At 56.2% G+C, this 25,964-nt stretch carries 20 protein-coding genes, 1 tRNA gene and 1 rRNA gene; all 22 read right to left on the bottom strand.

What is annotated here, in order from left to right; genetic code table 11:
* Positions 1-17: 17 nt before the first annotated feature.
* The gene (locus tag QFX05_RS01755) at positions 18-1,640 is read right to left on the bottom strand and encodes an L-lactate permease (RefSeq protein ID WP_279740398.1); all 1,623 of its coding nucleotides are present in this window, start codon (positions 1,638-1,640) and stop codon (positions 18-20) included.
* A gap of 577 nt (positions 1,641-2,217) precedes the next feature.
* On the bottom strand, positions 2,218-3,855 hold the full coding sequence (locus tag QFX05_RS01750; RefSeq protein ID WP_279740396.1) for an L-lactate permease: 1,638 nt from the start codon (positions 3,853-3,855) through the stop codon (positions 2,218-2,220).
* Between the two features lie 532 nt (positions 3,856-4,387).
* Positions 4,388-4,461 (bottom strand) — tRNA-Pro (locus tag QFX05_RS01745).
* A 199-nt stretch (positions 4,462-4,660) separates the two neighbouring features.
* The gene (gene der / locus QFX05_RS01740; RefSeq protein WP_279740394.1) at positions 4,661-6,241 is read right to left on the bottom strand and encodes a ribosome biogenesis GTPase Der; all 1,581 of its coding nucleotides are present in this window, start codon (positions 6,239-6,241) and stop codon (positions 4,661-4,663) included.
* A 111-nt stretch (positions 6,242-6,352) separates the two neighbouring features.
* On the bottom strand, positions 6,353-7,045 hold the full coding sequence (gene cmk, locus QFX05_RS01735; RefSeq protein ID WP_279740393.1) for a (d)CMP kinase: 693 nt from the start codon (positions 7,043-7,045) through the stop codon (positions 6,353-6,355).
* Between the two features lie 54 nt (positions 7,046-7,099).
* Positions 7,100-8,269, bottom strand: a complete 1,170-nt coding sequence (locus tag QFX05_RS01730) for a prephenate dehydrogenase (RefSeq protein ID WP_279740391.1) — start codon at positions 8,267-8,269, stop codon at positions 7,100-7,102.
* Positions 8,270-8,287: 18 nt separating this feature from the next.
* The gene (locus QFX05_RS01725; protein WP_279740390.1) at positions 8,288-9,418 is read right to left on the bottom strand and encodes a pseudouridine synthase; all 1,131 of its coding nucleotides are present in this window, start codon (positions 9,416-9,418) and stop codon (positions 8,288-8,290) included.
* A 171-nt stretch (positions 9,419-9,589) separates the two neighbouring features.
* On the bottom strand, positions 9,590-10,567 hold the full coding sequence (gene scpB / locus QFX05_RS01720; RefSeq protein ID WP_279740388.1) for an SMC-Scp complex subunit ScpB: 978 nt from the start codon (positions 10,565-10,567) through the stop codon (positions 9,590-9,592).
* The gene (locus QFX05_RS01715; protein WP_279740387.1) at positions 10,560-11,555 is read right to left on the bottom strand and encodes a segregation and condensation protein A; all 996 of its coding nucleotides are present in this window, start codon (positions 11,553-11,555) and stop codon (positions 10,560-10,562) included. Before QFX05_RS01715 ends, scpB begins: the two co-directional genes overlap by 8 nt.
* A 194-nt stretch (positions 11,556-11,749) precedes the next feature.
* On the bottom strand, positions 11,750-12,610 hold the full coding sequence (locus QFX05_RS01710; protein WP_279740386.1) for a ParA family protein: 861 nt from the start codon (positions 12,608-12,610) through the stop codon (positions 11,750-11,752).
* Between the two features lie 94 nt (positions 12,611-12,704).
* Complete coding sequence (locus QFX05_RS01705) at positions 12,705-14,009, bottom strand: tyrosine recombinase (RefSeq protein ID WP_279740385.1); 1,305 nt, start codon at positions 14,007-14,009, stop codon at positions 12,705-12,707.
* A gap of 76 nt (positions 14,010-14,085) precedes the next feature.
* Positions 14,086-14,760, bottom strand: coding sequence for an NUDIX hydrolase (locus QFX05_RS01700; RefSeq protein WP_279740383.1), 675 nt, complete (start codon positions 14,758-14,760; stop codon positions 14,086-14,088).
* A 145-nt stretch (positions 14,761-14,905) separates the two neighbouring features.
* A complete protein-coding gene (locus QFX05_RS01695; RefSeq protein WP_279740381.1) occupies positions 14,906-16,600 on the bottom strand; it encodes a CTP synthase in 1,695 nt (564 codons plus the stop codon).
* Positions 16,601-16,951: 351 nt separating this feature from the next.
* Positions 16,952-18,661: a DNA repair protein RecN gene (recN, locus tag QFX05_RS01690; protein ID WP_279740380.1), complete on the bottom strand. Its 1,710-nt coding sequence runs from the start codon at positions 18,659-18,661 to the stop codon at positions 16,952-16,954.
* Positions 18,662-18,680: 19 nt separating this feature from the next.
* Positions 18,681-19,703 carry an NAD kinase gene (locus QFX05_RS01685; protein WP_279740379.1) on the bottom strand — a complete coding sequence of 341 codons (1,023 nt, stop codon included), beginning with the start codon at positions 19,701-19,703 and terminating at the stop codon, positions 18,681-18,683.
* A gap of 298 nt (positions 19,704-20,001) precedes the next feature.
* Complete coding sequence (gene merA, locus QFX05_RS01680; protein WP_279740377.1) at positions 20,002-21,642, bottom strand: mercury(II) reductase; 1,641 nt, start codon at positions 21,640-21,642, stop codon at positions 20,002-20,004.
* 32 nt (positions 21,643-21,674) lie between these two features.
* Positions 21,675-21,998: an Hg(II)-responsive transcriptional regulator gene (gene merR, locus QFX05_RS01675; RefSeq protein ID WP_458391021.1), complete on the bottom strand. Its 324-nt coding sequence runs from the start codon at positions 21,996-21,998 to the stop codon at positions 21,675-21,677.
* A 217-nt stretch (positions 21,999-22,215) separates the two neighbouring features.
* Positions 22,216-22,944 (bottom strand): TlyA family RNA methyltransferase, encoded by a 729-nt coding sequence (locus tag QFX05_RS01670; RefSeq protein WP_279740376.1) that lies wholly within the window; start codon positions 22,942-22,944, stop codon positions 22,216-22,218.
* Between the two features lie 90 nt (positions 22,945-23,034).
* Entirely contained in the window at positions 23,035-23,202 is a 168-nt protein-coding gene (locus tag QFX05_RS01665) for a hypothetical protein (protein WP_005506658.1), read from the bottom strand.
* Positions 23,195-24,232, bottom strand: coding sequence for an HAD-IIA family hydrolase (locus QFX05_RS01660; RefSeq protein ID WP_279740370.1), 1,038 nt, complete (start codon positions 24,230-24,232; stop codon positions 23,195-23,197). Before QFX05_RS01660 ends, QFX05_RS01665 begins: the two co-directional genes overlap by 8 nt.
* 188 nt (positions 24,233-24,420) lie before the next feature.
* Positions 24,421-25,521: a tetratricopeptide repeat protein gene (locus QFX05_RS01655; RefSeq protein ID WP_279740368.1), complete on the bottom strand. Its 1,101-nt coding sequence runs from the start codon at positions 25,519-25,521 to the stop codon at positions 24,421-24,423.
* A gap of 257 nt (positions 25,522-25,778) precedes the next feature.
* Positions 25,779-25,895: ribosomal RNA gene (rrf, locus tag QFX05_RS01650) — 5S ribosomal RNA — on the bottom strand.
* Positions 25,896-25,964 lie beyond the last annotated feature (69 nt).

Raw genomic sequence — 25,964 nt, 5'->3', positions numbered from 1 at the left:
CAACTAGGCGAAAACAGCTAGTGCACGATAAGCGTGAGCATATACGTCCAAATGCACAGCAACACCAGCAAGAAGAGGCTGTACTTGATTGCCATAGAGGTAACCTTCGATTCCTGACCCGCCTCATTAACAGCGGCAACCGCCACCGCAATCGACTGCGGGGAGACGATCTTACCCATCACGCCACCGGAAGTATTGGCAGCCACTAGCATCGCTGGATCCACACCAATCTGGTGCGCAGTGCTTGCCTGCAGCCCCGCAAAGAGCACATTGTTGTTGGTCACCGAACCGGTCACAAACACACCAATCCAGCCAATGATGGGCGAGAAGAGCGGGAAGAGCGCACCAGCCGTAGCCACTGCCAAAGCAATAGACGAGGTCATACCTGCATAGTTCATGAGGTTTGCAACAGACATCACCAGGCAAATCATATAAATGGGCTTCTTCAGCTGTTGCCACGCACCGTTGAGCTCCTCAAGAGCCGCACGCGCAGTAATCTTCGAGGTCACGGCCGAGAGCAGAGCAGCAACCAGAATAGCTGTACCGGCAGCACCCAGAATATTCCAATTGAAGACCGCGTGAATAGCCAAACCTTCACCGTCACCAATCTGGTGGTGTATACCGGGCACATGGAAACTCAAATTCATAAAGCCCAGCGGTCCGTCAACATCAAAGACAGGGTGCAGTACAGTAGACCAGAGCAAAATGGTGATGGAGAGGAAGATAAAGGGGCTCCAGGCATCCGCGATTTCACGCAGGCTGTACGTCGGTTCTTCTTGCTCTGACAGCTCCTCCAGCGTGGGGGCAGTGGGTTCACGGTAGATAGTCTTCGGCTGCCAGAAACGCATAACAACGGCCAGGAATACTAAGCCAACCAGCGGAGGCAAAATACCAATCAGCTCAGGGGTTTGCAAAACCCACAGCATGATGCTCTGCAGACCAGAAATCACGATACCGGTAGCTAGAGCCACCAGACCAACTTCGCGGATACCGCGCAGGCCATCCTGAATAGCGACCACGAGAACAGGTACTAGCGCTGCAAAAATCTGTAGAACCCACACCATCTGATTGGATAGATGGCCCAAATCTACGTTACCAATAGCAGCACCAGTGGTGACGGGGATACCGACCGCACCGTATGCGCCCACGGTGGCGTTAGCAACCAGTGAAAGCATCGCAGCTTTGAGCGGGTTGAAGCCTAGGGCAGCAAGTAACGCCACGGAAATAGCAATCGGAATGCCGAAGCCCGCCGCACCCTCAATGAAGCCGGCAAAGCAGAGAGCGATGAGTAGCACCTGGATACGCTGATCGGCAGAGATAGATGAGACAGAGGCCCTCACGATGGCAAATTTTCCACTACGTACCGCGATGCGGTAGAGCCACACTGCCATGAGCACAATCCATGCAATAGGCCAGAGCGCTGAGAGGAATCCGTAGAGAATGGACCCGGCTGCTGCCGTCCACGGCAAGTGGAAGACGCCCATTGCAATAGCCAGGGTAAGGACCAGGGTAATCAGCGCTGATTTAATACCGCTGAGCTTGAAAACCGTGAGACAGAGCAGAAAAAGAATTATAGGGGATACCGCGACAAGTGCAGAAAGTACTGAGGCGTTAAGGGGATCGTAGGTTTGCGACCACATGAGAGTAGTTTGTCCTTCCCCGCAGCAGGGTGTACCTACAGCGGTTTGGATGCCGCTGTAGGGTGCGTCCGCCTGCCCTATGGGGTAGCACGAGGCGTAGCCTCACGACGCCTCTATCGCTAAGAATCTCTGAACGTGAAAGGCGTAGCAACATCATGAATATATGTTGGAGCCTTGGCTGAAGGCAGGAGCGCGGGAAGGATGTTTCCACGGTGCGGGGCGTTGGTTCTCTCGTTGGAGGCCTAGAAGCTAAAAATCCTTAAGCTCGTGCTCTCACCTACGGCGCCAATGCCCGCTGGAAATTTTATCACTACACTTTATGAATCTTTTATCCTGCATTGAGTGTTTTTACAGTGTGAAACGACAGTTAAGAGTCATTATGATGCACTCCCTATCGGCACCAGCAGCTGTCCTGATATTCCCACTTCTAGCACTATTTCAAGCCGATAAGTTACATATTGGTGCATAATGCGAAAGCCCCCTCCTACCGAAGTAGAAGGGGGCTTTTGGTAAACCGCCTCGCGGGTACCTCACCTTTCAGAGAAGGTAGGTGACGCGCATCGGAGCTTTACGCTGTTTAGGAAACAACCAGGGACAGGACGTAAACCCAAACACAGGTGATAGCCAACAGTGCTGCACTGTATTTGATAGCCATGGAGGTAATCTTGGATTCCTGACCAGAGCTGTTCACAGCAGCAGCTGCAATTGCGATGGACTGCGGAGAAACAATCTTCGCCATCACACCACCGGCGGTGTTCGATGCAACTAGCAAGGTCGGGCTGACGCCAATCTGCTGTGCGGTGGTAGCCTGCAGGCCAGCGAAGAGGATGTTGTTGTTCACCACCGAGCCGGTCACGAACACGCCAATCCAACCGATAATCGGGGACAGCAGCGGGAAGATTGCACCCACAGCAGCAACAGCCAGCGCGATGGAGGTAATCATACCTGCGTAGTTCATGACGTTAGCAACGGACATGACCAGGCAGATCATGATAATCGGGGTCTGCAGCTGCTTCCAGGTTGCACCGAGTTCCTCAATAGCCTCACCCCAGCTAATGGAGGAGGTCAAGATGGTAATAAGTGCTGCCACCAGAATTGCGGTACCGGAAGCACCAATGATGTTCCAGGTGAAGACCGCGTCAAATGCCTTGGGGGTAGGAACAATCGGTGCCGTCTGCTGGATGCTCTGGTGCACCCACGGAATGTTGAAGCTCAAGTTACTGAAGGCGAGCAGACCACCCTTAGCGAAGAGCGGCTTCATCACGGTGGACCAGAGCAGAATCACGACGGACAGGTAGATGAAGGGGCTCCATGCCTTGAGGATTTCGCTACCGGTGTGCTTGACGCTCTGCTGAGCCTCAACTTCCTCCAGGGAGGGAGCGGTGGGCTCGCGGAAGATGTGCTTGGGCTGCCACTTCTGCATGATGAGTGCCAGAGCAACGAGGGCCAGCAGCGGCGGGATGATGTCGACAAGCTCGGGGTTACCGAGGCCTGCGAGCAGAACGGACTGTCCGCCGGAGTAAATCACGCCGACCATGAGAGCTACCAGACCGACCTCGCGGATACCGCGCAGACCGTCCTGAATAGCGACGAGCAGTACGGGGATGAGAGCCGCCATGATCTGGAGTACCAGGATCATTTCGATGGACAGTGCGTGCAGGTCCACGCCACCGCGGGTTGCTGCGGTGGTCACGGGGATACCGATAGCGCCGTATGCACCGGAGCTCACGTTAGCGATCAGTGCGAACATTGCGGCCTTGAGCGGGTTGAAGCCCAGGGACACAAGCAGTGCAGCACAGATAGCGATCGGAATACCGAAGCCTGCAGCGCCTTCAAGGAAGCCACCGAAGCAGAATGCGATCAGCAGCATCTGGATGCGCTGGTCGGTAGAGATGGAGGAGATGGAGGAGCGAACAATTTCGAAGCCGCCCGAACGCACGGAAATGCGGTAGAGCCACACTGCCATGAGAACAATCCAGCCGATGGGCCACATGCCCGAGAGGAAACCGTGGAGGATGGAGCCTGCACCTGCGGTGACGGGCATTCCGAAGATAGCGCAACCGATGAGGAGAGCTAGGACGAGGGAGATAACGGCAGATTTAATACCGCTGAGCTTCAGGACGGTGAGGCCCAGAAGGAAGAAAATAATCGGGACTGCTGCCACGAGTGCCGAGAGCGCGCTCGAGTTCAGCGGGTCGTAGACTTGCTGCCACATGATGTTTTGTGTTCCTTTCCGCGCCCATGAAGGACGGGATTGTGTTGTGCCGTAAAGCCTGCCCAATGGTGCGCGTAGCCATGTGTATGCCGCATGCTTCAGGTATATTTTCTCGTTGCTTTATGCGTTGGGGAGGCTACCCCACGGGAATATTTACCTTTACTTGGGTTCGTGTTGATTTTACGACTATGAAATTTGGTGTGCTTGAAGCTGTGTTTTAGTCATAGAAACCTAATTATTCCTTGATTTATCAAGGAAAAAATCAGTACCAAAGTCGACGCTTCTGATTCCTAAAACACAGTTCCTCGATTACAAATGTACCACTCGTCCCCCACAAATTCGGTCATATTCCAACATTTAAATCGAAGCTCATAATTGCACGCTAACCTAAACTCTACTACCCCGCGCCATCTCTACATCCATCCTTCACATCCACTGAAGATTCAAGAAACCATTGAATTGATATATAGACACCAAAACAACAGACAACACAAAAAGCTCCGGAAGGAAAAACCTTCCGGAGCTTTATCTGTCGGGTTGACAGGATTTGAACCTGCGACCCCTTGACCCCCAGTCAAGTGCGCTACCAAGCTGCGCCACAACCCGATTCGTTATTCACGATATTATTTTCAAGGTTTCCCTCGAACACTCGAATAACTATACCGGGCTTTCAACCCCCACGCAAGCCAGAATCCCCGTTTTTAGAAAAAATCTTAAAAATCTTTTTCGCGCAGATTTTCTGCACAGAATCCAGCGCGTGGGGGCCGAGCCCCGCAACACAGCATCAAGCAGATATGTCCCGCTACTAGCGGCGGCTGCCCTTGCCCTTCTTAGCCTTCGCGCTCTGACGCTCACCCAGAGAGCGGCGCTCACGCACACGCATCGAAATCTCAATCGGAGTACCCGTGAAATCAAAAGTCTCACGCAGACGACGCATAATGAAGCGGCGGTAGCCCGGATCCAAGAAACCGGTAGTAAACAGCACGAACTTCGGCGGACGCGAAGATACCTGAGTACCAAAAAGAATACGCGGCTGCTTACCGCCACGCAGCGGGTGCGGATGCGCGGCCACAATCTCGCCCAGGAACGCGTTCAGACGACCGGTCGGAATGCGCGAATCCCACGACTCCAGCGAGTACTCCAGAGCGGGAACCAATTTGTCCTTGTGCCAGCCGGTCTTCGCCGAAATGTTCACGCGAGGTGCCCACTGCACGTGCGCCAGGTCGCGCTCAATCTCTCGCTCGAGCATGTCGCGGCGATCCTCATCGAGGGTATCCCACTTATTGAATGCCAGAACCATCGCACGGCCCGAATCAATCACAGTCTGTACGATACGCACATCCTGCTCAGAGATCGGCTCGGAAACATCCAGCAGCACCACGGCAACCTCAGAACGTTCCAGAGCAGTCTGAGTACGCAGCGAAGAGTAGAACTCCGCGCCCTTAGCCATGTGCTGACGACGGCGAATGCCCGCGGTATCCACAAAACGCCAGGGGTAGCCGCCCAGCTCAATAATCTCATCAATCGGGTCACGAGTCGTACCAGCCAGGTCGTTCACCACGGCACGCTCAGAACCAGCCAACTTGTTCAGCAGCGACGACTTACCCACGTTCGGGCGACCCACCAGAGCCACACGACGCGGGCCGCCCAGCGCCTCCGGCTGAGCAAACTGCGAGTGCTTCGGCATGACCTCAAGAATCTCGTCCAGAGCATCCGCCAGGCCACGGCCGTGCAGACCCGACACCGGGAACGGCTGACCCATACCCAGCGACCAGAGGTTATAAATCTCCGGCTCCAGGTGAGCGTCATCAATCTTATTAGCGATCAGAATGATCGGCTTCTTCACACGGCGCAGCATACGAACAATCTGCTCGTCCGAAGCGGTCACACCCACACGGGCATCCACCACCAGGACCACAACATCGGCCTGCTCCACAGCAATCTCAGCCTGCTCAGCCACCTGAGCATCAATACCGCGGGCGTCAGACTCCCAACCACCGGTATCAACCAGGGTGAAGCTCTTACCCAGCCACTCGGCTTTATAGGACACGCGGTCACGAGTCACACCCGGCTTATCCTCAACCACCGCTTCACGGCGGCCCAGAATACGGTTAATAATGGTCGACTTACCCACATTCGGGCGGCCAACAATCGCCACTACCGGATCAGCGAGCTGCTCTTCTTCTTCCTCAATGTCGAAGCCCCAGGCACCCAGCAGGGCGCGGTCCTCTTCATCCAGGTCATAGTCCTCAAGACCTTCAAGCAGAGCCTGAGCACGCTGTTCAGCGGTCTCATCATCAATCTCAGCGAGGCGCTCGGTAACGTCGTCCTCGCCACCGCCCAGGTACTTATCTTCGTAATCGTCGCGGATAGCGTCCTCAGCCATGCGCATTCCTTTCTCTACCCGCCCCCGCGCCCAACCCAATGGTCAGCGCGCGAACGCGGCTCAACGTCTTCTCAGGAGCGGATACGCCACTCCCCCAGCGTTTCGGCGGGCCTAACCCGCGCGCTTCGCCTTCAACTGGTCATTCACAGCGTTAATCACTGCAGAGACCGTCGCATTAAAATCAAGATCCGAGCTGTCCACCCGGGTCACGCCCTCGGCAGCTTCCATAAAGTTATTGACCTTCGAATCCTTCGCATCACGCTCAGCGATCTGCTTGCTCAAGTCACCCGAAGCGCCGGACTTCTCCGCGTTTTCCAGGCCGCGGCGCGCCATGCGCACCTCTTCAGAAGCAGTCAGCAGGATGCGCGCATCAGCGTCGGGCGCGACCACGGTGGTGATGTCACGGCCCTCAGCGACCATGCCGTTAATAGCGTGGTCAATCATCCAACGCTGCAGGCCAATCAGGTGCTCACGAACCGCCGGAACCGAAGCCACAGCAGAAACAGCCGAAGAAATGCGCTCGCTACGAATCTCCTCACGGATATCGGTCAAGCCCATCAGAATCTCTTCTTCCTTAATGTTCGTACCGAACACCAGGGGCATCTCTTCGACAGCCTTCGCTATCGCCTCAGTGTCGTTCAGGTCAATGCCAAGTTCCAGCACACGGTAGGTTGCGGCACGGTACATTGCACCGGTGTCCAGGTACGCCAGACCAAAGTGGCGTGCAACTTCCTTAGACACAGACGACTTACCGGAACCGGAGGGACCGTCAATAGCAATCGTCAGTTTAGGGTTCTCGTGCATCAGCACTCCTTCAAATTCGTCTCAAACTTTATGCCGGAAAATATAGCTTTAACTCTACTTCACAACACGCCAACCGCGAGCCGACAAATCGCGGACCAACGCCTCATGAATAGACGGATTGACCGAGATTTCAGCCATACCCACCGGGGCGCCCGTCGAGTGCTCCAGACGCAAATCCTCAAGGTTCGCGCCCAGCTCACCAATCTCGGCAAGCAAACGAGCCAGCGTGCCGGGGGTGTCATCCACCAGCACCGTCATCTTTGCGAACGCGGCGGGGGCCGTACCGTGCTTACCCGGAATACGGTTAACGCCCGCGTTGCCTTCGCTCATCAGCTGCGCCAAATCCAGGCGAGCACCGGAGGCCGTTGGGTTCTCCAGCGTTGCGATGAGGCGATTCAGGTCATCACGCACCCCGTAGAGGGTCTTCACAATCGGGTCAGCGTTTGCTGCAAAAATCTGTACCCACAGCGTCGGGTCCGAAGCTGCAATACGCACCGTATCGCGCAAACCCTGACCCGCCAGGGACAGCGCATACAGCGGAGTGTCCTGCAGACGCGAAGCCAGAAGCGAACTCATCGCCTGCGGTACATGAGAGATCAGAGCAACCGTCTGATCATGCTCCTCAATGCTCAGAGAAGTCACAATCGCGCCCAGCTCAACCGCCACAGAACGCACCAGACGCACACACTCGGGACGAACCGAATCGTGCTCGCAGATGATCCACGGACGCGCTTGGAACAGCTCACCGCGAGCAGCCACCGGGCCGGACTTCTCACGCCCAGCCATCGGATGCGAACCCACATAACGGGACGCATCCGCACCCGAGGCAAGCACATCAGCTAGCGGTTGCACCTTCACGGAGGCAACATCCGTCACCACGGCGCCTGGGTATCCTACCTCCGGCCGAGGTGCATAGGTGTTCAGTGCGCGAGCGCACACGGCACCGGCACTATCCGGAGGCGCAGCCACCACCACCAGCTGCGGGGCGAGGGAGGCACGCTCCTGCTCCGACAGGGTGGAGAAGCTTGTACCAGCACCGATATCCTGCGCCACAGCCTCGGCGGTGGGTGAAATATCTTGGACGTACACGTCCTCGCATCCTTCCGCGCGCAATCCCAAACCAATGGAGGCGCCCAGCAGACCCGAGCCGATAATGAGTACCGGCCCGGTCAGCGTTGAGTCCATGTGCAGCTCAGATGCGGAAAGCTCAGCGGGCGAGCTCATGACAACTCCTTAGCGTTATTACATATCCACCGAAGCGAGCAGATGTCCAATCTCGACCTTGGAGAGGTTACGGACAGTGCCCTGCTTCTGCGAACCAATACGGATCGGCCCCATCTCAACGCGAACCAGGCGCTCAACCGGGTATCCGACAGCGTCGAAGAGGCGGCGCACAATACGGTTCTTACCGGAGTGGATGGTCACCTCAACGAGCACATGGCCGGGGGTAGAGTCCACCAGCTTAAACTCGTCCACACGAGTCACGCCGTCTTCCAGGCGAATGCCCTTCTTCATGGCTGCGCCGACACCGGGCTCCATCGGGCCGGGAACCTGCACCAGATAGGTCTTGGGCACCTCGTAGGAGGGGTGGGTGAGTCGGTTCGCCAGTTCACCGTCGTTGGTCAGCAGCAGCAGACCCTCAGTTTCAACATCCAGGCGGCCCACGTGGAACACACGCTCGCTCATGGAGGAACGCAGGAAGTCAGAGATGCAGGGGCGACCCTCGGGGTCTTCCATGGTGGAGACCACGCCGGCGGGCTTGTTGAATGCCATGTAGACGAGCTTGTCGTTGGTTTGAACGGTCATGCCGTCCACCTGCACAGTCACCTTGGAGGGGTCCACGCGTACACCCAGCTCGGTCACGACCTCACCGTTGACGGTGACGCGACCTTCAGTAATCATTTCTTCGCAGACGCGACGGGATGCCACACCGGCCTGAGCCAGCAGCTTCTGCAGGCGCACACCGTCGTGGTCGTAGAACTCGTAGTGGTCTACCGGGGCGTTACGTGGGCGGCGGGGACGGTGAGGGCCAGCGTAGTTGCTGACGCGGTATTCACCGCGCTCATTCGCGAAGGCTTCGCCGGAGCGGTAGGGGCGGCCCGGTGCGCGGCGTTCGCGCTTGGGCAGTTCGGTGCCGCGGCCTCGGCCGGAACCTGCGCGGCCTGCGCCGAACTTCTTCTCGCCGAAGCCCTTTGCGCCGCCCTTACCAGCGCCGCTCTTCGGTGCACCGGGACGACCGCCGCGTGCGGATGCACCCTTAGCGCCGGGCTTACCACCCTGACCGGGACGACCGGCGCTGGGACGGCCACCGCGGGAGCTCTGGGGGCGACCGGATGCAGAGCGGCCGCCGCGGGAGGAGTTTCCATATGCCATGGTATTCTTCTCTTTTCTATCGTTGTAGTATTTGTTAGTCTTTGTGCCCCAGCACCGAATGTGTGGTGTTTATATCAGCGCCAGGGGCGCTTATCCGGGGTAGTTCTGCAGCAGGTTTTCAGCAGAACCGTTGAAAGTTTCGTTATTGCCGTAACGGCTGTAGCGGGCGGGTTAGTCGTTACCTTCGGCGAGGACCGCCGCCTCCGTATCATCGGGGAGGAAGGGCGCAAGCGCCGGCAGCTCCTTCAGGGAGTTCAACCCGAGCTTTGTCAGTAGCAACTCCGTGGTTTCGTAGAGGGTCGCGCCGCTTCCGGCTTCGCGACCAGCCTCACGAATCAGCTGCCGTTGGAGTAGCTGACGGATTGCTGCGTCCGCATTCACGCCTCGAATGGAGGCCACCCTCGCCCTGGTCACCGGCTGCTGGTAGGCAATCACGGCCAGTGTCTCGTAGGCGGGATTGCTCAGCGTCGCGCTCTTGGAACGGGTCACGAAGCGTGCCACCCAGGGGGCGAAGTCGTCGCGGGCGTAGAGCTTCCAGCCTCCTGCGATGTTCCGCAACTGGAATCCGCGCGGTTCCGGTGCCACCCCCTCTTCTCCGTAGCCGCTTTCTTCGCCGTTGTACTCGCTGTACAGCTGGTCGAGCGCGTGCTCAACAGCTCGTTCGCTAACGATGAGAGCGGCGGAGAGTTCTTTGACGCTCACGGGTGCTTCGGCAACGGCGAGGATTGCTTCGATGGCGCTTTTGACGCCGCCTGGGATTACCTCGACCTTGGAGAATTCGGCTTCGGCATCGACCGCTACACTGGGTGCGGTGGAGGGGCCTCCCTCCGGAATCTTTACCGGTTTCGCTTCCGGTTTCTTCGACTCGCGGGGCGCAGTTTCCTGCGATTCCTCAGAGCTGTCGGAGTCCTCTACCGTTTCAGCGGCCTCAGCTTCTTCGGCAACCTCAGTACTCAGAGGCGTTGCAGCTACCTCATGCTCAGCCGGCTCAGCGTCCGCCCCAGCAGGCTTTGAGCTCTCAGCCTCTACCGGCGCCGAGTCAGCCTGTTCCGAACCCTCATCCGCGTTCGGATCCCAGTAGCCCATGTTCACGATGGCAAGGTCGTCAGGGGTAAATTCACGGTCAAAGCGTGAGCCGTGGTTACTCATAATCCTCCTCTACCGGTTCCGTTTTAGCTTCAGATTCGTTCACTTCGGGTGATTCAGGCGCTTCACTGGTTTCGTGCGCATCCTGAGTGTCTGTTTCTTCACGAATTACGAACTGTGCCGCGCTCGCGCTCGCACGTACCCGAATGGCTCCGAGTAGTGCGTCCTGTTCTACGTGCAGGGCGCCTTCTTTGTAGAGCTCAAGCAGGGCGAGAAAACGAACCACCGCGATTTCTAGTTCGCCGGATCCTTGAACCAGTTCGGCAAAGCTCAGTTCCCGAGCCGCGGTATCGAGCAGGCTGTGCAGAATATAGTGTTCTTCAGCCGCGATGGTGGTGAGCGGAACGTGCAGGTGCTCGTTGAGTTGTTCAACGATTTCTTCGGGTTCCGGTTCGGGTTCTTTGGGGGTTCGGCTCAGCGCTGCTGCGGCGATGCGGGCGAACTCTTCGGCGCCTCCGGTAAAGACCAGCTCGGGTAGCGCCTGGGCGAATCGTTCTTCGAGGGCTACCGCACGGGGAAAACGCTGTGCTTCTTGCGCCCAGCGTTCAGCAAAAATATCGGCGACTTCGCGGTAGGCGCGGTATTGCAATAGACGGGCAAAGAGCAGGTCGCGTGCCTCCAACAGCGCAACATCCTCTTCGAGGGGTTCACGATGCTGCGGGAGCAGGCGTGCGGTCTTGAGTTCCAGCAGGGTTGCGGCGGTGACCAGAAATTCGCTGGCTTCGTCGAGTGCACGTTCGGTGCCTTCAGCGTAGAGGGCGTGCAAGTATGCGAGGAACTCGTCGGTAACCTCTGCGAGCGCCACCTCGGTAATATCGAGTTTGCGGCGCGAAATCAGGGTCAGTAGAAGATCAAAGGGACCCTCAAAATTACTGAGGGTGAGGGTGAAACCGCGTTCCGGATTCTGCAGGCCGCGGCCCTCAGTCCGGGCGTTCGTGGCGGTGTCTGCGTTCGGTGTCGGTACCCTCACGGCAGCGACGTTCGTGGTCATAAACGACCTATTCTCCTTAGGTTTATTCTCCCCGGCTTTATTGGTGCCGTCTCAGATGCGGCTTCTATTTCGCCTATTTTTCGGCGTAAGCAGTGTGCGGGGTCTTTAGAATCCACACAATTATACGCCCTCTGCCGGTGTGACTCAAGGATGAGAGTCACCTCAGCGGAGGGCGTATAGGTGCGCAGAGGGCTTTAGCGTGCGCCGCCCTTATAGATCAGTTCGCGTGCCACCTGGCGGTATGCTTCCGCACCGGGGTGGCTGGAGGCGTAGCTGAGAATCGGCTCAGCGGACACCGATGCGTCCGGGAACTTCACGGTGCGCTTGATGACGGTGTCGAAGACCTTGTCGCCAAATGCGTCCACGATGCGCGCCAGAACTTCCTTAGAGTGGATAGTGCGGGCATCGAACATAGTGGCAAGTACACCGGAGATTTCGAGGTCGGGGTTCAGACGGTCCTGAACCTTCTCGATGGAGTCGACCAGCAGTGCAACGGCGCGCAGTGCGAAGAACTCACAAATCAGCGGAATGATGACGCCTTCGGAGGCGGTCAGTGCGTTGACGGTCAGCAGGCCCAGGGAGGGTTGGCAGTCGATGAGGATGACATCGTATTCGTCGCGGACCTTGCGCAATGCCGAGGCGAGAACCTGCTCGCGAGCCACTTCGTTGACCAGCTGAACTTCAGCTGCGGAGAGGTCAATGTTCGCGGGCAGCAGGTCGATGTTCTCCACGCCGGTGGGCAGGATGACATCCCTGATGTCGACCTTACGGTCCATCATGACGTTGTAGACGGTCAGGTCCAGTTCGTGCGGGTTCGCGCCGAAACCGGCGGAAAGTGCTCCCTGCGGGTCGAAGTCGACCAGGAGCACCTTACGGCCGCATTCTGCCAGTGCCGCGCCCAGGTTAATGGTGGAGGTGGTCTTACCCACGCCGCCCTTCTGATTCACCATAGAGATAATTCGGGCGGGACCGTGGCTGCTCAGCGGAGCCGGGTCGGGGTATACGCGCAGGGGTCGACCGGTGGGGCCGAGTTCTTGAGCCTGAGCTTCAGTCAATGGTTCACCTTCATCAATGAATTCGAAGTTTTAAAGTTTAAGCGTTGTCTATAAGGTTACCTCAAGAGCGGCTGTTCCGCGGTTTGACGGGGTTTTATCCCCGTTCGTGGGCACGCGGATGCGCCATGCGGTACACCTCCATGAGCCCCTCGGGTGTGACCTTGGTGTACACCTGTGTGGTGGCGATGGAGGCGTGCCCGAGTAGTTCTTGCACCACGCGAATATCGGCGCCACCCTGCAGTAGGTGCGTTGCGAAGCTGTGGCGCATGGAGTGCGGTGAGAAGTCTGAGCTGAGCCCGGCAGCTTCGGCGGCTTCTTTGAGGATGAGCCAAGCGCCTTGGCGTCCGAGTCTGCCGCCTCGTCCATTGACAAAGAGCGCGGCGGTGCCTTTACCGTGCGCTACGAAGGTGGGGCGGGCACGCACCAGGTAGTCTTGGATTGCTTTTTGGGCGTAACTTCCGATAGGTACGAGCCGTTCTTTGTTTCCTTTGCCGAAGAGTCGAACATAGCCGGGCAGGATAATCTGGTTGCTGTCTTCGTCTGTGAGGGTTCCCTCGAAGTGTACGTCGTCAATATCGGCGTTGAGCATTTCGCTCACGCGTGCGCCGGTGGCGTAGAGGAATTCGAGTATGGCTCGGTTGCGTAGCCCGGTGGCGGTTTCGCAGTCGGGTACGGCGAGTAGCCGCTGAATGTCTTCTACACTCACTGCTTTGGGTAGGCGCTTAACGTTCTTGGGCGGAGTGACCGGTGCCGCCGGATCGGTGGGCACGATGAGCGCGGAGACCCAGAAGGCATGTACTCCGCGGACTGCCGCCATGGTGCGGGCGATGGAGTTCGGTCCCAGCGGCAGGGGCAGGCTCGGCACCCCTTCAGCGGTTGGCATTTCTTTTTCAGGGGCTCCAGCTTTCTCCGGCTGCCCGGAACGTGCGTTTCCAGCGCCCCCGTTTCCTGTACCTCGCCCCGATTCGGAGGCAATCATCAGCGCCAGCGATTCTGCGACTTCTTCCTGTGCTTCCTGAGATTCCTGCGCGTTTTGGGTGTTCTTCTCCCCCACCTCGAATCCGGCAAGAGGCACGGTGGGGGCGGCGAGTTCCCGCATGAAGGAACGCACCTGCGCGGTGGTGATGCGTTCGGGGTCGATGACTCCGAGGGTCGCCATGTAGGCGCTGTATCGTCGCAGGTCACACCCGTAGGAGGCGATGGTGTGTTCGCTGCTTCCTCTCTCCACGCGCAGGTGGATGAGGTACTGGTCAATGGCTTTCTGTAGCGGGGTCTGCCCCTCCTGATGGGAAGAACCCAAGGTAGAAGAACCCAGCACGGAGGAACCGGCAAAAGAGGACACGCCGAGCAGACTCGCGCCGCAGAATGTCTTGCTCGCCGTACTTTTTGCCTGCTTCACGCTATCTCCTCTATCGGTTCTCTTGATATGTGGGTTTGCCGTAGGCGGAGCTACTCCCCCGCCCAATGCTCCGTTCTTAGTGGTTGCGGAAGTTCTCCGGCTTTTCGCGGCGCTGCCCCATATAGGGGTGGAACTCCCAGCCACCCTCGGCAGGGCGCAGGCCTTCAAAATTGTTCTGCGCCGCCGCATAGGTGGCGAGTACCGCTTGGATAGCGAGCGCGTTGTGAATCTTTCCGCCTAATACCAGCTGCACCGCGTCGGCGAGGGGTACCCAGCGATAGGTCATTTCGGATTCTTCATCGGTGCGTTCGCTACGTTCTTCGGCGGGCAGTTCCGAGAGGTTGCGCGCCAGGTAGACGCGGCCTGCTTCGCTAGTTGCGCCGGGGCTGCTGAAGTAGTCGGTCAGAGCGTTCCAGGTGGATGCTTTCAGGTCTGTCTCTTCGGCAAGTTCGCGCTGCGCGGCGCCCAGGGGATCTTCACCGTCGATGTCGAGCAGTCCGGCGGGCACTTCCCAGAGGTTCATACGCACCGGATGGCGGTATTGGTTGAGCATCAGCAGTTCGTTGTTGTCGTTGAGAACCGCCACGGCGACGGCGCCGGGCATTTCCACGACATCGCGGGTCAGCGCAGTGTTTTCATTGAGTTCGTACTCTTCGACGGTCGTTTCGATGACGTAGCCGCTGTACTTCACGGTGCGGGTGCGGATGGTACGTTCGGAGGGTGCATCAATAATCTGCTGGTTGTTGCTCATTCTTTCATTGTAGGCGGCTTCTTAGCCCCGCTACATTTGGCGCGTCAGGTACGGCCACGGTTTAAAGCACGTTCAGGTTTACACAAGAGCATCCCGCTCTCCCCTGCGCGGGGTGAGCGGGATGCTGAACGTTTATGCCTAGATATTAGGCGCCGCGGCGCTCCAGAGCAGCCTTAATCAGGCCGGCGAAGAGCGGGTGCGGGCGGGTCGGACGCGAGCGATACTCGGGGTGTGCCTGAGTTGCCACGTAGTAGGGGTGTGTCTCTGCGGGCAGTTCCACATACTCGACCAGCGAGGAGTCCGGGGAGGTACCGGAGATGTGCAGACCTGCTTCTTCAAGCTGCTCGCGGTACTCGTTGTTCACCTCGTAACGGTGGCGGTGACGCTCTGCAACCTCGGTTGCACCGTATGCCTTAGCAACCTGAGAGCCGGGAACGAGGTTTGCCTTGTACAGGCCCAGGCGCATGGTGCCGCCCAGGTCGCCTGCACCTTCGACGAACTGCTTCTGCTCTTCGATAGTTGCGATGACCGGTACGGAGGTTTCGGGCTCGAATTCGGTGGATGATGCTTCGCGCAGGCCCAGTACGTTGCGTGCGTACTCAATGACCATGGACTGCAGACCGAGGCAGATACCCAGGGTCGGGATCTTGTGCTCGCGTGCGTACTTGAGTGCACCAATCTTGCCGTCTAGGCCGCGGATGCCGAAGCCACCGGGCACGAGGATTGCGTCCATGTCGCGCAGCTGGTGGTCTGCATCTTCATCGGTTGCGCACAGGTCGGCTGCAACCCACTTGATGTTGACCTTAACGTTGTTTGCGAAGCCGCCGGCGCGCAGAGCCTCAGAGACGGACAGGTATGCGTCGGGCAGATCGATGTACTTACCGACCAGGCCAACGTTAACCTCTGCCGCGGGGCGGTGCACTGCGTCGAGCAGGCGGTTCCACTGGGTGAAGTCCGGTGCGGAAGCCTCAATGCCGAAGTAGTCGAGGATGTAGTCGTCGAGCTTCTGGCTGTGCAGGGTCTTGGGGATGTCGTAGATGCTGGGTGCGTCGGCGCAGGAGATAACTGCGTCGCTGTCTACGTCGCATGCGTTACCAATCTTGGTACGGTGCGATACGGGAACCTCACGCTCACAGCGCAGGATCAGACCGTCAGGCTGAATGCCCAGGCCGCGCAGTGCTGCGACGGAGTGCTGGGTCGGCTTGGTCTTGAGCTCGCCAGAGGGGCCGATGAACGGCACCAGGGAGACGTGCAGGAAGAAGACGTTCTTGCGGCCAACATCGCGGCGTACCTGGCGTGCTGCTTCCATAAAGGGCAGGGACTCGATATCGCCGACGGTACCACCGATTTCGGTGATAATAATGTCGGGCGCGTCGTCAATTTCCGCTGCGTGACGCATGCGGGCCTTGATTTCGTCGGTAATGTGAGGGATGACCTGGACGGTGTCACCAAGGTATTCACCGCGGCGCTCCTTCGCGATGACGGAGGAGTAGACCTGGCCGGTGGTCACGTTAGCGGACTGGTCGAGGTTTTCGTCCAGGAAGCGCTCGTAGTGTCCGATGTCGAGGTCAGTTTCAGCACCGTCGTCGGTGACAAAGACTTCACCGTGCTGGAAGGGGTTCATCGTACCGGGGTCGACGTTCAGGTAAGGGTCGAACTTCTGCATGGTCACAGAGAGGCCACGTGCGCGAAGAAGCTGACCGAGGGAAGAGGCCGAAAGGCCCTTACCGAGAGAAGATGCAACGCCGCCGGTCACGAAAATCTGGCGGGTTACCTTGTCGTTAGAGGACGCATTCAGAGCGTTATTTTTTTCATTCACCACGGAATTTAAGCCTACCATTTTCTTGTCTGCTATCCAAGCAGAGGGTTTTGCCACAAGAGGATTCTCTCAGGTGGTTTTCCCTCCCCTATTTGTCCTTATCACCACTGTAAACGGAGCCGGGGATTTATTATCCCCGCCGCGCCGTGTAGAAGCAGGTGTAGGAGCATTCACAGAGTATCTCACATCCTCTGAGCTCCATGCACCGCTGTTGGTCACCGGCTTGGACTGTACTGACAACTTTCCGAAGCATGCTCGCGCTCTTCAGTCCCTTTGATGGTCTTTAGCGCCGAAAGGTGGCATCTTTCGGCGCTTTTACCAGCACCTTTCCAATCCTTTTCCCGGTAGGTTTGCATGTTACTTTCAGCGTCCCTACGGCACGTCTCGACCGGCTGCCAGCAGCTCGCGGGCGTGCTCTCGTGCCGATTCTGATTGATCGTGTCCGGAGAGCATTCGCGCCAGTTCCACCACGCGTTCCTCTTCGGAAAGTACCTTGACCTTCGAGAGGGACGCGTCATCATTTTTCAGCACGAGAATGTGCTGGTCCGCAAAGGCGGCAACCTGCGGCAGGTGGGTAACCACCAGAACCTGCACGTGTCGGGCGAGCATGGCAAGGCGGCGACCGATTTCGATAGCTGCCTTACCACCCACGCCGGAGTCCACCTCATCGAAGATGAAGGTGGGCACGGGGTCCACCTCGGCAAGCACCACCTCCAAGGCGAGCATCACGCGGGAGAGCTCACCACCGGAGGCACCCTTACCGAGCGGGCGCGGCACGGCGGTTCGGTGCGGGGCCAACATGAAGGTGACGGTGTCTCGACCGTGCACAGAAAACTTTTCAGCTTCGGCAACCTCCACGACCAGGGATGCGTTCGGCATGGCAAGAGCAGTGAGCTCCTCGCTGACGGCATCCGCCAGTTTCTGTGCGGCAGCACGGCGCAGGGCAGTTAGCTCTTCTGCCTGGGCACCGAGCACCTTGCGTAGCTGTACCAGTTCGGTTTCCAGGGTTTCCTGTCGCTGGGGGTCGTCCACCAGGGTCTCAAGGCGTGCACGGGATTCTTCGGCCCATTCGAGCACCTCGGCAATATCGGCGCCGTACTTGCGGGTGAGGGTTGCCAGTTGGGCGCGGCGAGTCTGTACCTGTGCCAGACGTTCGGGACCTTCAACGTCCAGGGAGGCCATGTAGGAGGACAGATCCGAGGAAATATCGGTGGCAAGAATCAGCAGTTCGTTGACGCGCGCCGCGAGGGAGGCAAGCTCTTCATCAGCGTCCGCCTGCGACTGTAGCGCGGAGCGGCTTGCATCGAGCAGGCTCATGACGCTCTGCTCATCGCCGGTAGAGTATTCACTACCACTGAGCGCTGTGGAGGCGGTTGCCGAGGCAATGCGTAGCGCTTCAACGTTCATGAGCTTCACCATTTCGGCTTTGAGCTCTTCTTCTTCCCCACCCTGCGGGTTGACCGTGCTAATTTCTTCGAGGGCGCCCTGCAGGGTCTGCGCTTCGAGGGCGCGTGCGCGAGAGTTTTCGCGTACCTCCTTGAGCTCTGCGGCGGCGGCACGGTAACGCTCGTAGTTTTCGCGGTACTTCTCAAGCAAGTTGGCGAGCCCTTCACCGGCGTACAGGTCGAGGGAGTGGCGCTGCTCTGCAGCTGATTTGAGGCGCAACTGATCGGACTGGCCGTGGACTGCAACAAGAGTCTGACCAATCTGAGACAGAGTTCCGATGGGTGCGGAACAACCGCCGACGTGGGCGCGGGAGCGCCCCGAAGCGTTGACGGTGCGTGCCAGAAGCAGTTCGGAGGTCTGTTCGTCGATGTCTTCAGCAGTGCCGCCGGCTTCTTCGGCAAGCTCAAGGGCACGGTGTCCGCGGGGCAGGCGAATCACTGCTTCGGCGAGGGCGCTCTTGGCACCGTTACGCACGCTGGATGCGTCGGATCGGGCACCCAGGAGCATGCCGAGGGCGGTGACGACCATGGTTTTACCTGCGCCGGTTTCGCCAGTCAGCACCGAGAATCCGGGTTCGAGGGGGAGCCTTGCATCGGTAATAATGCCGAGGTCTCGAATATGGATTTCCTCAATCACGAACGTTCATTCCTTTTCTTTAGCGCTTCTCGCCGTCCTGTGGACCTCGCCAACCACGAATCGGAAGCTCAAATTTACGCACCAGTCGTTCCGAGAAGGGAGCCGGGTGGATACGGGCAAGCAGCACCGATTTTTCGGAGCGTCGCACCTCAATACGGGATCCGGGGTCCAACTCTACGGTTCGGCGGCCATCACACCAGAGCACGCCGGAGGCACCGTTTCCTGGCATCATTTCTACCGCCAAGGTGGAGGTCGGCGCTGCTACCAGCGGGCGCGCAAAGAGCGCATGAGCCGAGAGTGGCACCATGAGAATTGCTTCAACTTCGGGCCAGACGACCGGACCGCCACCGGAGAAAGCGTAGGCAGTCGAGCCGGTGGGGGTTCCCATGACCACGCCGTCGCAGCCAAAGCTACTGAGCGGGCGGCAATCCACCTCGATAATAACTTCAATCATTTTTTCGCGGTTGCCCTTTTCGACACTAGCTTCATTCAGTGCCCAATCGCTATGCACTCGCTTGCCGTCGTTCCAGACTTCCACGTCGATTGCCATGCGTTCTTCAACGGTGTATTCGTTGTTGACGATGCAGCGAACGGTTTCAGTCAGGTCACTCTCTTCGGATTCAGCAAGGAAGCCAACGTGTCCCAGGTTCACGCCAATGAGCGGAACGCTAGTTCGGCGCACCATTTCGGCGGCGCGAAGAATCGAGCCGTCACCGCCGAGCACCACGCCGAGTTCAATATCAATGAGCGCCACGGATTCGTGGACGACCTGCACGGGGATGGGCTCGTCCCAGTTTTCACTCAGGGTCTCCAGATCGGAGCGAGTCATGACGGGTGCAAGTCCCGCTTCGTAGAGCTGAGTGCACGCCTGTCGGGCGGCATCTCGTGCTTCTTTGCGCCCCACGTGGGCGAAGACGAGAATCTTACGGTGACGTTGTTCCACCGAGTCTTCGGAACCACGACGTTCGGAACCATCGCGCGCATCTACAGCAGCCACCTGTGCGGTTGCTTCCTGCGGGGCGTGGCTTTCGTGTTCTGCCATAAGGATTCTCTCCCATTGGGTGTTGAGATGGTGTATCTACACCTATCATACCGAATATGTTCTCGAAGATTTTCTAAAATACCATATTTTTAGAAAATTATTTCGAATAGCGTACAACTGGGGTATCTCTAAAATACCTGTAAAAATACCTGCGAATAGCGCGGCAGCCTGAGAAAGCTCCGCCCTCAACGCGTCCTGCGTTATCGAGCGGTTTTCTCAGACTGCCTTAGCACTATTTATTTTTGGCACTATAATTTACTTTCGACACCGTTGAATAGGGAGTTGTAAAAAAGTTCCCTTAGCCTGCACAACAAGATAATTTCGAAATATCTTTATCGAACGTAAGTGCAACTAATTTTAGCCCTTCAGCCATTGTTAAATATGGTGCTAGGGTTTCTGTTAAATCTTCTATCGTTAAGCCAAATTTAACAGCTAATGATGCTGCATAGATGACATCTCCTGCATTTTCAGATACAATATGAACCCCTAATACTTTTAGTGTTTCTGCATCTGCTACTAGTTTAAATACACCGGTTGTTTCACGGTTTACAATTGCTCTTGGAACAGCATCTAAAGGTAATACAGATGTCTTCACATCATACCCTTTCTCTTTTGCTTGTTCTTCTGTTAAACCAACCGTTGCAACCGTCGGATTCGTAAACGTAACAGCAGGAACTACCGATAAATCTATTTTTTTGTTTAATCCGCCAATAGCATTATCAGTAATAATTCCACCTTCATAGGCTGCTACATATACAAATTGTGGTCCTAAAGTCACATCTCCTGCTGCATAAATCTTTTCATTACTTGTTTGGCCAAAATCATTGATCAGGATTTCATTATTTTTTCCAGTTTCAACACCTGCTGCACTTAAATTTAAAGAATCCGTATTTGGTTTTCTTCCAGTGGCAACAAGTAACTGATCTGATTCAATGACTTCTCTACTGCCATTTACTGTTACGTAAACCCTTTTTATCTCTCCACTTTGTTCAACACGCTCAAAAGTTGCCCCTTTGACAAGGTTTATACCCTGTTCAATTAACGCTTTTTCAACTGACTCTGAAATCTCAGAATCATACTCCTTTAAAAGTCGCTCACTTCTTTGCATAAGCGTTATTTCTGAACCTAAATGATGAAATAGTTGTCCAAGCTCCATTCCAATGTATCCTGAACCAATTACAGTTAATCGTTTTGGTATTTTCTTTAACTCAAGAAGTGTTGTACTAGTTAAATAGTCCATTTTTTCAAGTCCTGAAATTTGGGGCAACGAAGGCGATGCACCTGTTGCAATTAAAAAGCGTTTTGCAGATAACTTTGTCCCATTGACCTCAACCGTACTAGCATCAACGAATTTTGCTTCACCTTTAATTAAATCAAAATTATATTCATCAATTAAATCCATATATTTTTGATTCCGAAGTTCGCTCACCAATTTATCCTTTTGCGTGATTAAACTAGCTAAATCCACTTCTCCAGCGGATGTTTGTAAACCTATAAACGGATTGTCTTTTGATAAATGATTGATTTCCCCTGCCCTAAGAAGAGTTTTTGACGGAACACAGCCAATATTCACACAGGTTCCCCCAACCGTTCCACGCTCAATCATTCCAACTTTTGCACCGTATTCTATAGCTTTAATTACCGAAGAAAAGGCAGCAGCACCAGAACCAATAATAAGAAGGTCATAATTGTCTTCATTAATTAACGCCACGTTTTCTAGTGATGATACTTCTTCAATTTCTCCGGCTTGGTAATTTGCTTCATCAATCGCCTTTATTGCACTTTCAACCTCAATATCATCGGGCAGTTCAAATACTGCTTCACCACGACGATAACTAGACTCAATATTTTTAGCACCTATCTTTTCAAGTGCTGATTCTACGTGTTTTTCACAACCCGTACAAGTCATTCCTGAAATGTTTACCTTAAATTTATTCATAAAAAAGCTCCTTTCGTTTGTTAATTTTTCTATTATAACATAGTTTCAATTCGTTTTAAATCCTCTATTTGTTTTTGCACTTCCTTTTGTTTTTTAGAAACAAATTCGAACATATCTTGACAACGAACTTCATCTTTATCTACAACACCAAGTAATTTATAAATCTCACTTAAAGAGAAACCAAGTTCCTGTATTCGTTTAATAAACCCAACACGCTTAACGTCATCATATGAATATATCCGATAACCAGCTTCCGTTCGGTGAGGTTCTTGTAATAAATTTTTTCGCTCGTAATATCTGATCGCTTCTTTATTAACTCCACATTTATCTGCAAACTCACTAATGCGATAAATCATCTTATTTCACCCCCTGAATATTATAAACCATGTACCATAGTACACGGTCAAGTAAATTGGACTATTTTATTTTTTTCCCAAAGTATCACTCGTATGTGATTGATACTTTTATATAATACTATTGATTATCCTAACATCCCACCAGAAAATCCGATTTAAACACCAGTTGTTTTTAAACTATTAAGAAAGTAATTCCACTATATATTCCGAAGACCCTTTATTTTTTGCACCATAGGAAGTACTCTACGTTGCCGTCCTGTCCGGGGAGCGGGCTGGGTTCCATACCCATCACGCGCAATCCGTGGCTTACCGCAGATGCCTGGACTTTTTCCACTGCTTCACGGCGGGCGGATTCTTCGTGCACCACTCCCCCGCGTCCGATGCGGTGTTTGCCAACCTCGAACTGCGGCTTGACCATGAGCACCAGGTCGCCACCGGTTTCGGTGGCGTTCGCTAGCGACTCCATGACCAGGGTCAGCGAGATGAACGAGAGGTCAGAAACCGTCAGCTCAACCTGCCCGCCAATATCTTCGGGCTTCATGTAACGAACATTGAGTCCTTCGTACACGCCAACTCGCGGTTCTTTGCGTAGTGTTTCCACAAGCTGCCCGTGTCCTACATCAACGGCGGCTACGTGGGCAGCTCCTCGACGAAGTAGCACGTCGGTAAAGCCTCCGGTGGAGGCTCCCGCGTCCAGGCAGCGCTTACCTTCCACCTCAATATCGGGGAATGCGTCGAGGGCACCGGCGAGCTTGTGGCCTGCGCGACTGACGTATTCGGTCAGTTCGCTCTGGCGCACGTAGAGGGTATCCTCCGGGCCCACGAGCATGGACGCTTTGCGTGCAACCTTGCCGTTGACTTGTACGTCTCCTGCCGCGATGAGTTTTGCGGCGAGGGTTCGTGAGCTCACGAATCCGGCTTCGACCAGGTATTTATCGAGGCGCACGGTGTCTCTGTCTTCTTTCTGTCGTCGTCTGGTGACGGGCTATCTAGTGCTCCTCAGAGCATTGCTGTTCTGAGGGTTCACCGCCGCGAACTAGGAGAGGTTTTCGAGGTCCTTCTCCAGTTGCTCGCTCATCGTTTCGAGGCGCTTGACGCGTTCTACGGGGTCCATGGCGAGGGTCGCTGCGAGTTGGCGCTCAAATTCGGCGTCAAGCTCAGCGGTTTCTTCTGCCGTGCTGTTAGTCTCCGGTTCTTTAGGCACCGGGGATCCCCTGGATGTTGGGGCGTGCGCCCTGTTCGGGGTTTGCCGCCCACCATGCCGCGCAGGCTACGCGCCATGCTTCGGCTTCACTCTCGCTACCCGCGAATGCTTCGGTATCTGCAATCTCGGGGCCGGTCAGGCTCATGTTTTCACCGCGGACTCGTGCCTGCCAGGTGGGGCCGGTTGCGGTGACTTCGTAGCCTTCGTAGAGCACCTCAATTTCGGGGTAGGGTGCGAAGAAGTCCTCGAGGGTGCGCAGAATATAGGTCGGACGCTGGTTCGGCACGGCCTCGATGACGTCCTGGTAGGTCTGTACGCCGGTAAGGACGAGGGCGCCGTCCATCTTTGCGTTGTTGGCTCCGAGAATGTCGGTGTCCAGGCGGTCGCCCACGATGACGGGGTGGCTGGAGTTCACTGCCTGCGCTGCGGTGTGGAAGATTGGTGCTTCGGGTTTACCCGCGACGAGCGGGGTACGGCGCGAGGCAGTTGCTACGGCTGTGACGAGGGTGCCGTTACCGGGTGCCTGGCCTCGTTCCTTGGGGATGCTCTGGTCAGTGTTAGTTGCAATCCAGAGAATGTCGGGGTTTGCGAGGGTGTAGGCGGCTTCCGCGAGGTCTTCCCATCCGATCTTGGGGTCGAATCCCTGGATGACGGCTACAGGGCCTTCTTCTTCCTTGCGTACCGTTTCGAGGCCTACTGCACGAACACAGTCGGCAAGTGCTTCGGTGCCGGTGACGAGTACTTTGGAGCCTGCGGGTACATGCTGTGCAAGCAGTGCTGCGCCTGCCTGTGCGGAGCTGACGACGCGTCCTGCTCGGGTGTGCACGCCCAGTTCACGCAGGTGCTCTGCTACGGATTCTACGGAGCGCGATGCGTTGTTGGTGACAAAAATGACCGGTACGTTGAGTTCTTCTTCGGCACGGTTGAGCGCTTCGGGTGCGCCTTCGATGGCGAAGGGGCCTGCGTAGACTACACCGTCCAGATCGGAGAGGAGGGCATCGTAGCGGGATAGGAGTGCGTTCTTGGTCATAGAGTGTTCCTCTCGGGGTCTCTGGCGGTTGTCGCTATTAATCGTACCTGTTAGACACTCTAGCGTTGGCACCTTCGGGCGATTATATGGAAAACCGCTGGACGCTCTTCCCTGCTTGGGTGTGGCGTCCAGCGGTTTCACGCTGACACTTAGGTCGCGTATTTAGAATTCTTAGATTCTCCGCAGTCTTATTCTGCGGAGGTTTCTTCTGCTTCTTCAGTCTTGGGAGCTTCGGTCTTCTCGTCCTCCGCTACTTCCTCTTCTGCGGAAGCATCCGCGGTCTTTTCAGCGTCTTCTGCGGTTTCAGTGAGTTCTACGGACTTCTCTTCCTGTTCGAAGAGGCCTGCTTCACCGAACATGTCGAAGATTTCGGGTTCTGCGAAGTTACCCTGACCCAATGCTGCTTCTGCCATGAATGAGAGGCGTGCCCAGCGTTCTGCTTCCTGGTTACGGTCTGCGTTAGCAAGCGCGTCGGAGTACGCGCTGAACAGGCGGGGGCTGTATTCGAAGGCACGCTTAGGGTTCAGCTGAGGAATCTGCAGTGCTACGACAGCCTCGGACTTCTTGCCCTGATCGCTGAGGATGCCGGATTCAACGATGGCGAGCTCTACGCGCACGTTGGCGGGCAGTTCTTCCTTCTTGGATTCTGCAATCATTTCCATTGCCTTGGGTAGGCGGCCGAGCGCACGTTCGCAGTCCGCCAGCAGTGCCAGGTGGTCTACGGAGCCGCTAATACGGCGGTGGGTGCGCAGTTCGCGCAGTGCCAGTTCGAAGTCTTCTGCTACGTATGCGGCAACACCAACAGCTTCGCGTACTGCGGCAATACGGCCTGCGCTACGGGATGCGGCAACGGCGTGTTCTAGTGCGAATTCGGGGTCGATGTCGAGGTAGCGACCTGCCATGGCGAGGTGCTTTGCAACGGTTTCTGCGTTGCGCGGCTCAAGGGCGCGCAGCTGACGGAAGGTTGCGCCGTCCAGCTCGCGACCGGTGATGTCATCGTCAATTTCCGGTGCCTTGGGCTTTGCGGGGCGGTAGCCTGCACGGCCACCAATGCTGCGTACTTCTTCGCGAGGTGCTTCAGCCTCGGGACCGTTGGAGCGAGGTGCCTTGGATCGGGAATCGGAGCGACGACCGTCAAACTTTTTGCCTCCGCGGTCATTACGCTTGAAACCGCCCTTACCGCCAAAGTTCTTGCCGCCCTTCTTGGAGCGGATGTCCTTTCCTCCGCTGTTCTTGCGGTGATGGCGGGGGCCGGAGCCGTTAGACTCGTGACGGGGGGTCTCAGACATGAATCTCCTTGGGAGGTATCCGCCAGTGTCGGCGGGTAGGGTATGCAGTCGGTTCGGGCGAACCGCTGCCTGAGGCATCAACTCTATGAGGGGTGCTTTAGATACACCCGCTAATGCCTAAACATAAGCCATACCATTCTAGTATAGAGAGCACCTTCCGTGCACCCGTACCGATAGGATGTTAAAGACAAATGGGGAGGCCGTTAGACCTCCCCAAACGAAAATAGCCCCGGCAAAGCCGGGGCTATTGAACAATAAAGCGGCAATAACCTACTCTCCCACACCCTCAAAAGTGCAGTACCATCGGCGCAAAGAGCCTTAGCTTCTGGGTTCGGAATGGAACCAGGCGTTTCCCTCTCGCTATAATCACCGCAAACCTACGGGATTGTTATCCAAAAACCATACAGTGAACGCAAACAACAAACAACTTCCTGAAAAGTAAG

Source organism: Rothia similimucilaginosa (genome assembly GCF_029850875.1).
Classification (GTDB): Bacteria; Actinomycetota; Actinomycetes; order Actinomycetales; family Micrococcaceae; genus Rothia.
Note: the sequence above shows the minus strand (reverse complement) of the source record. Positions and strands in the feature narration are given on the sequence as shown.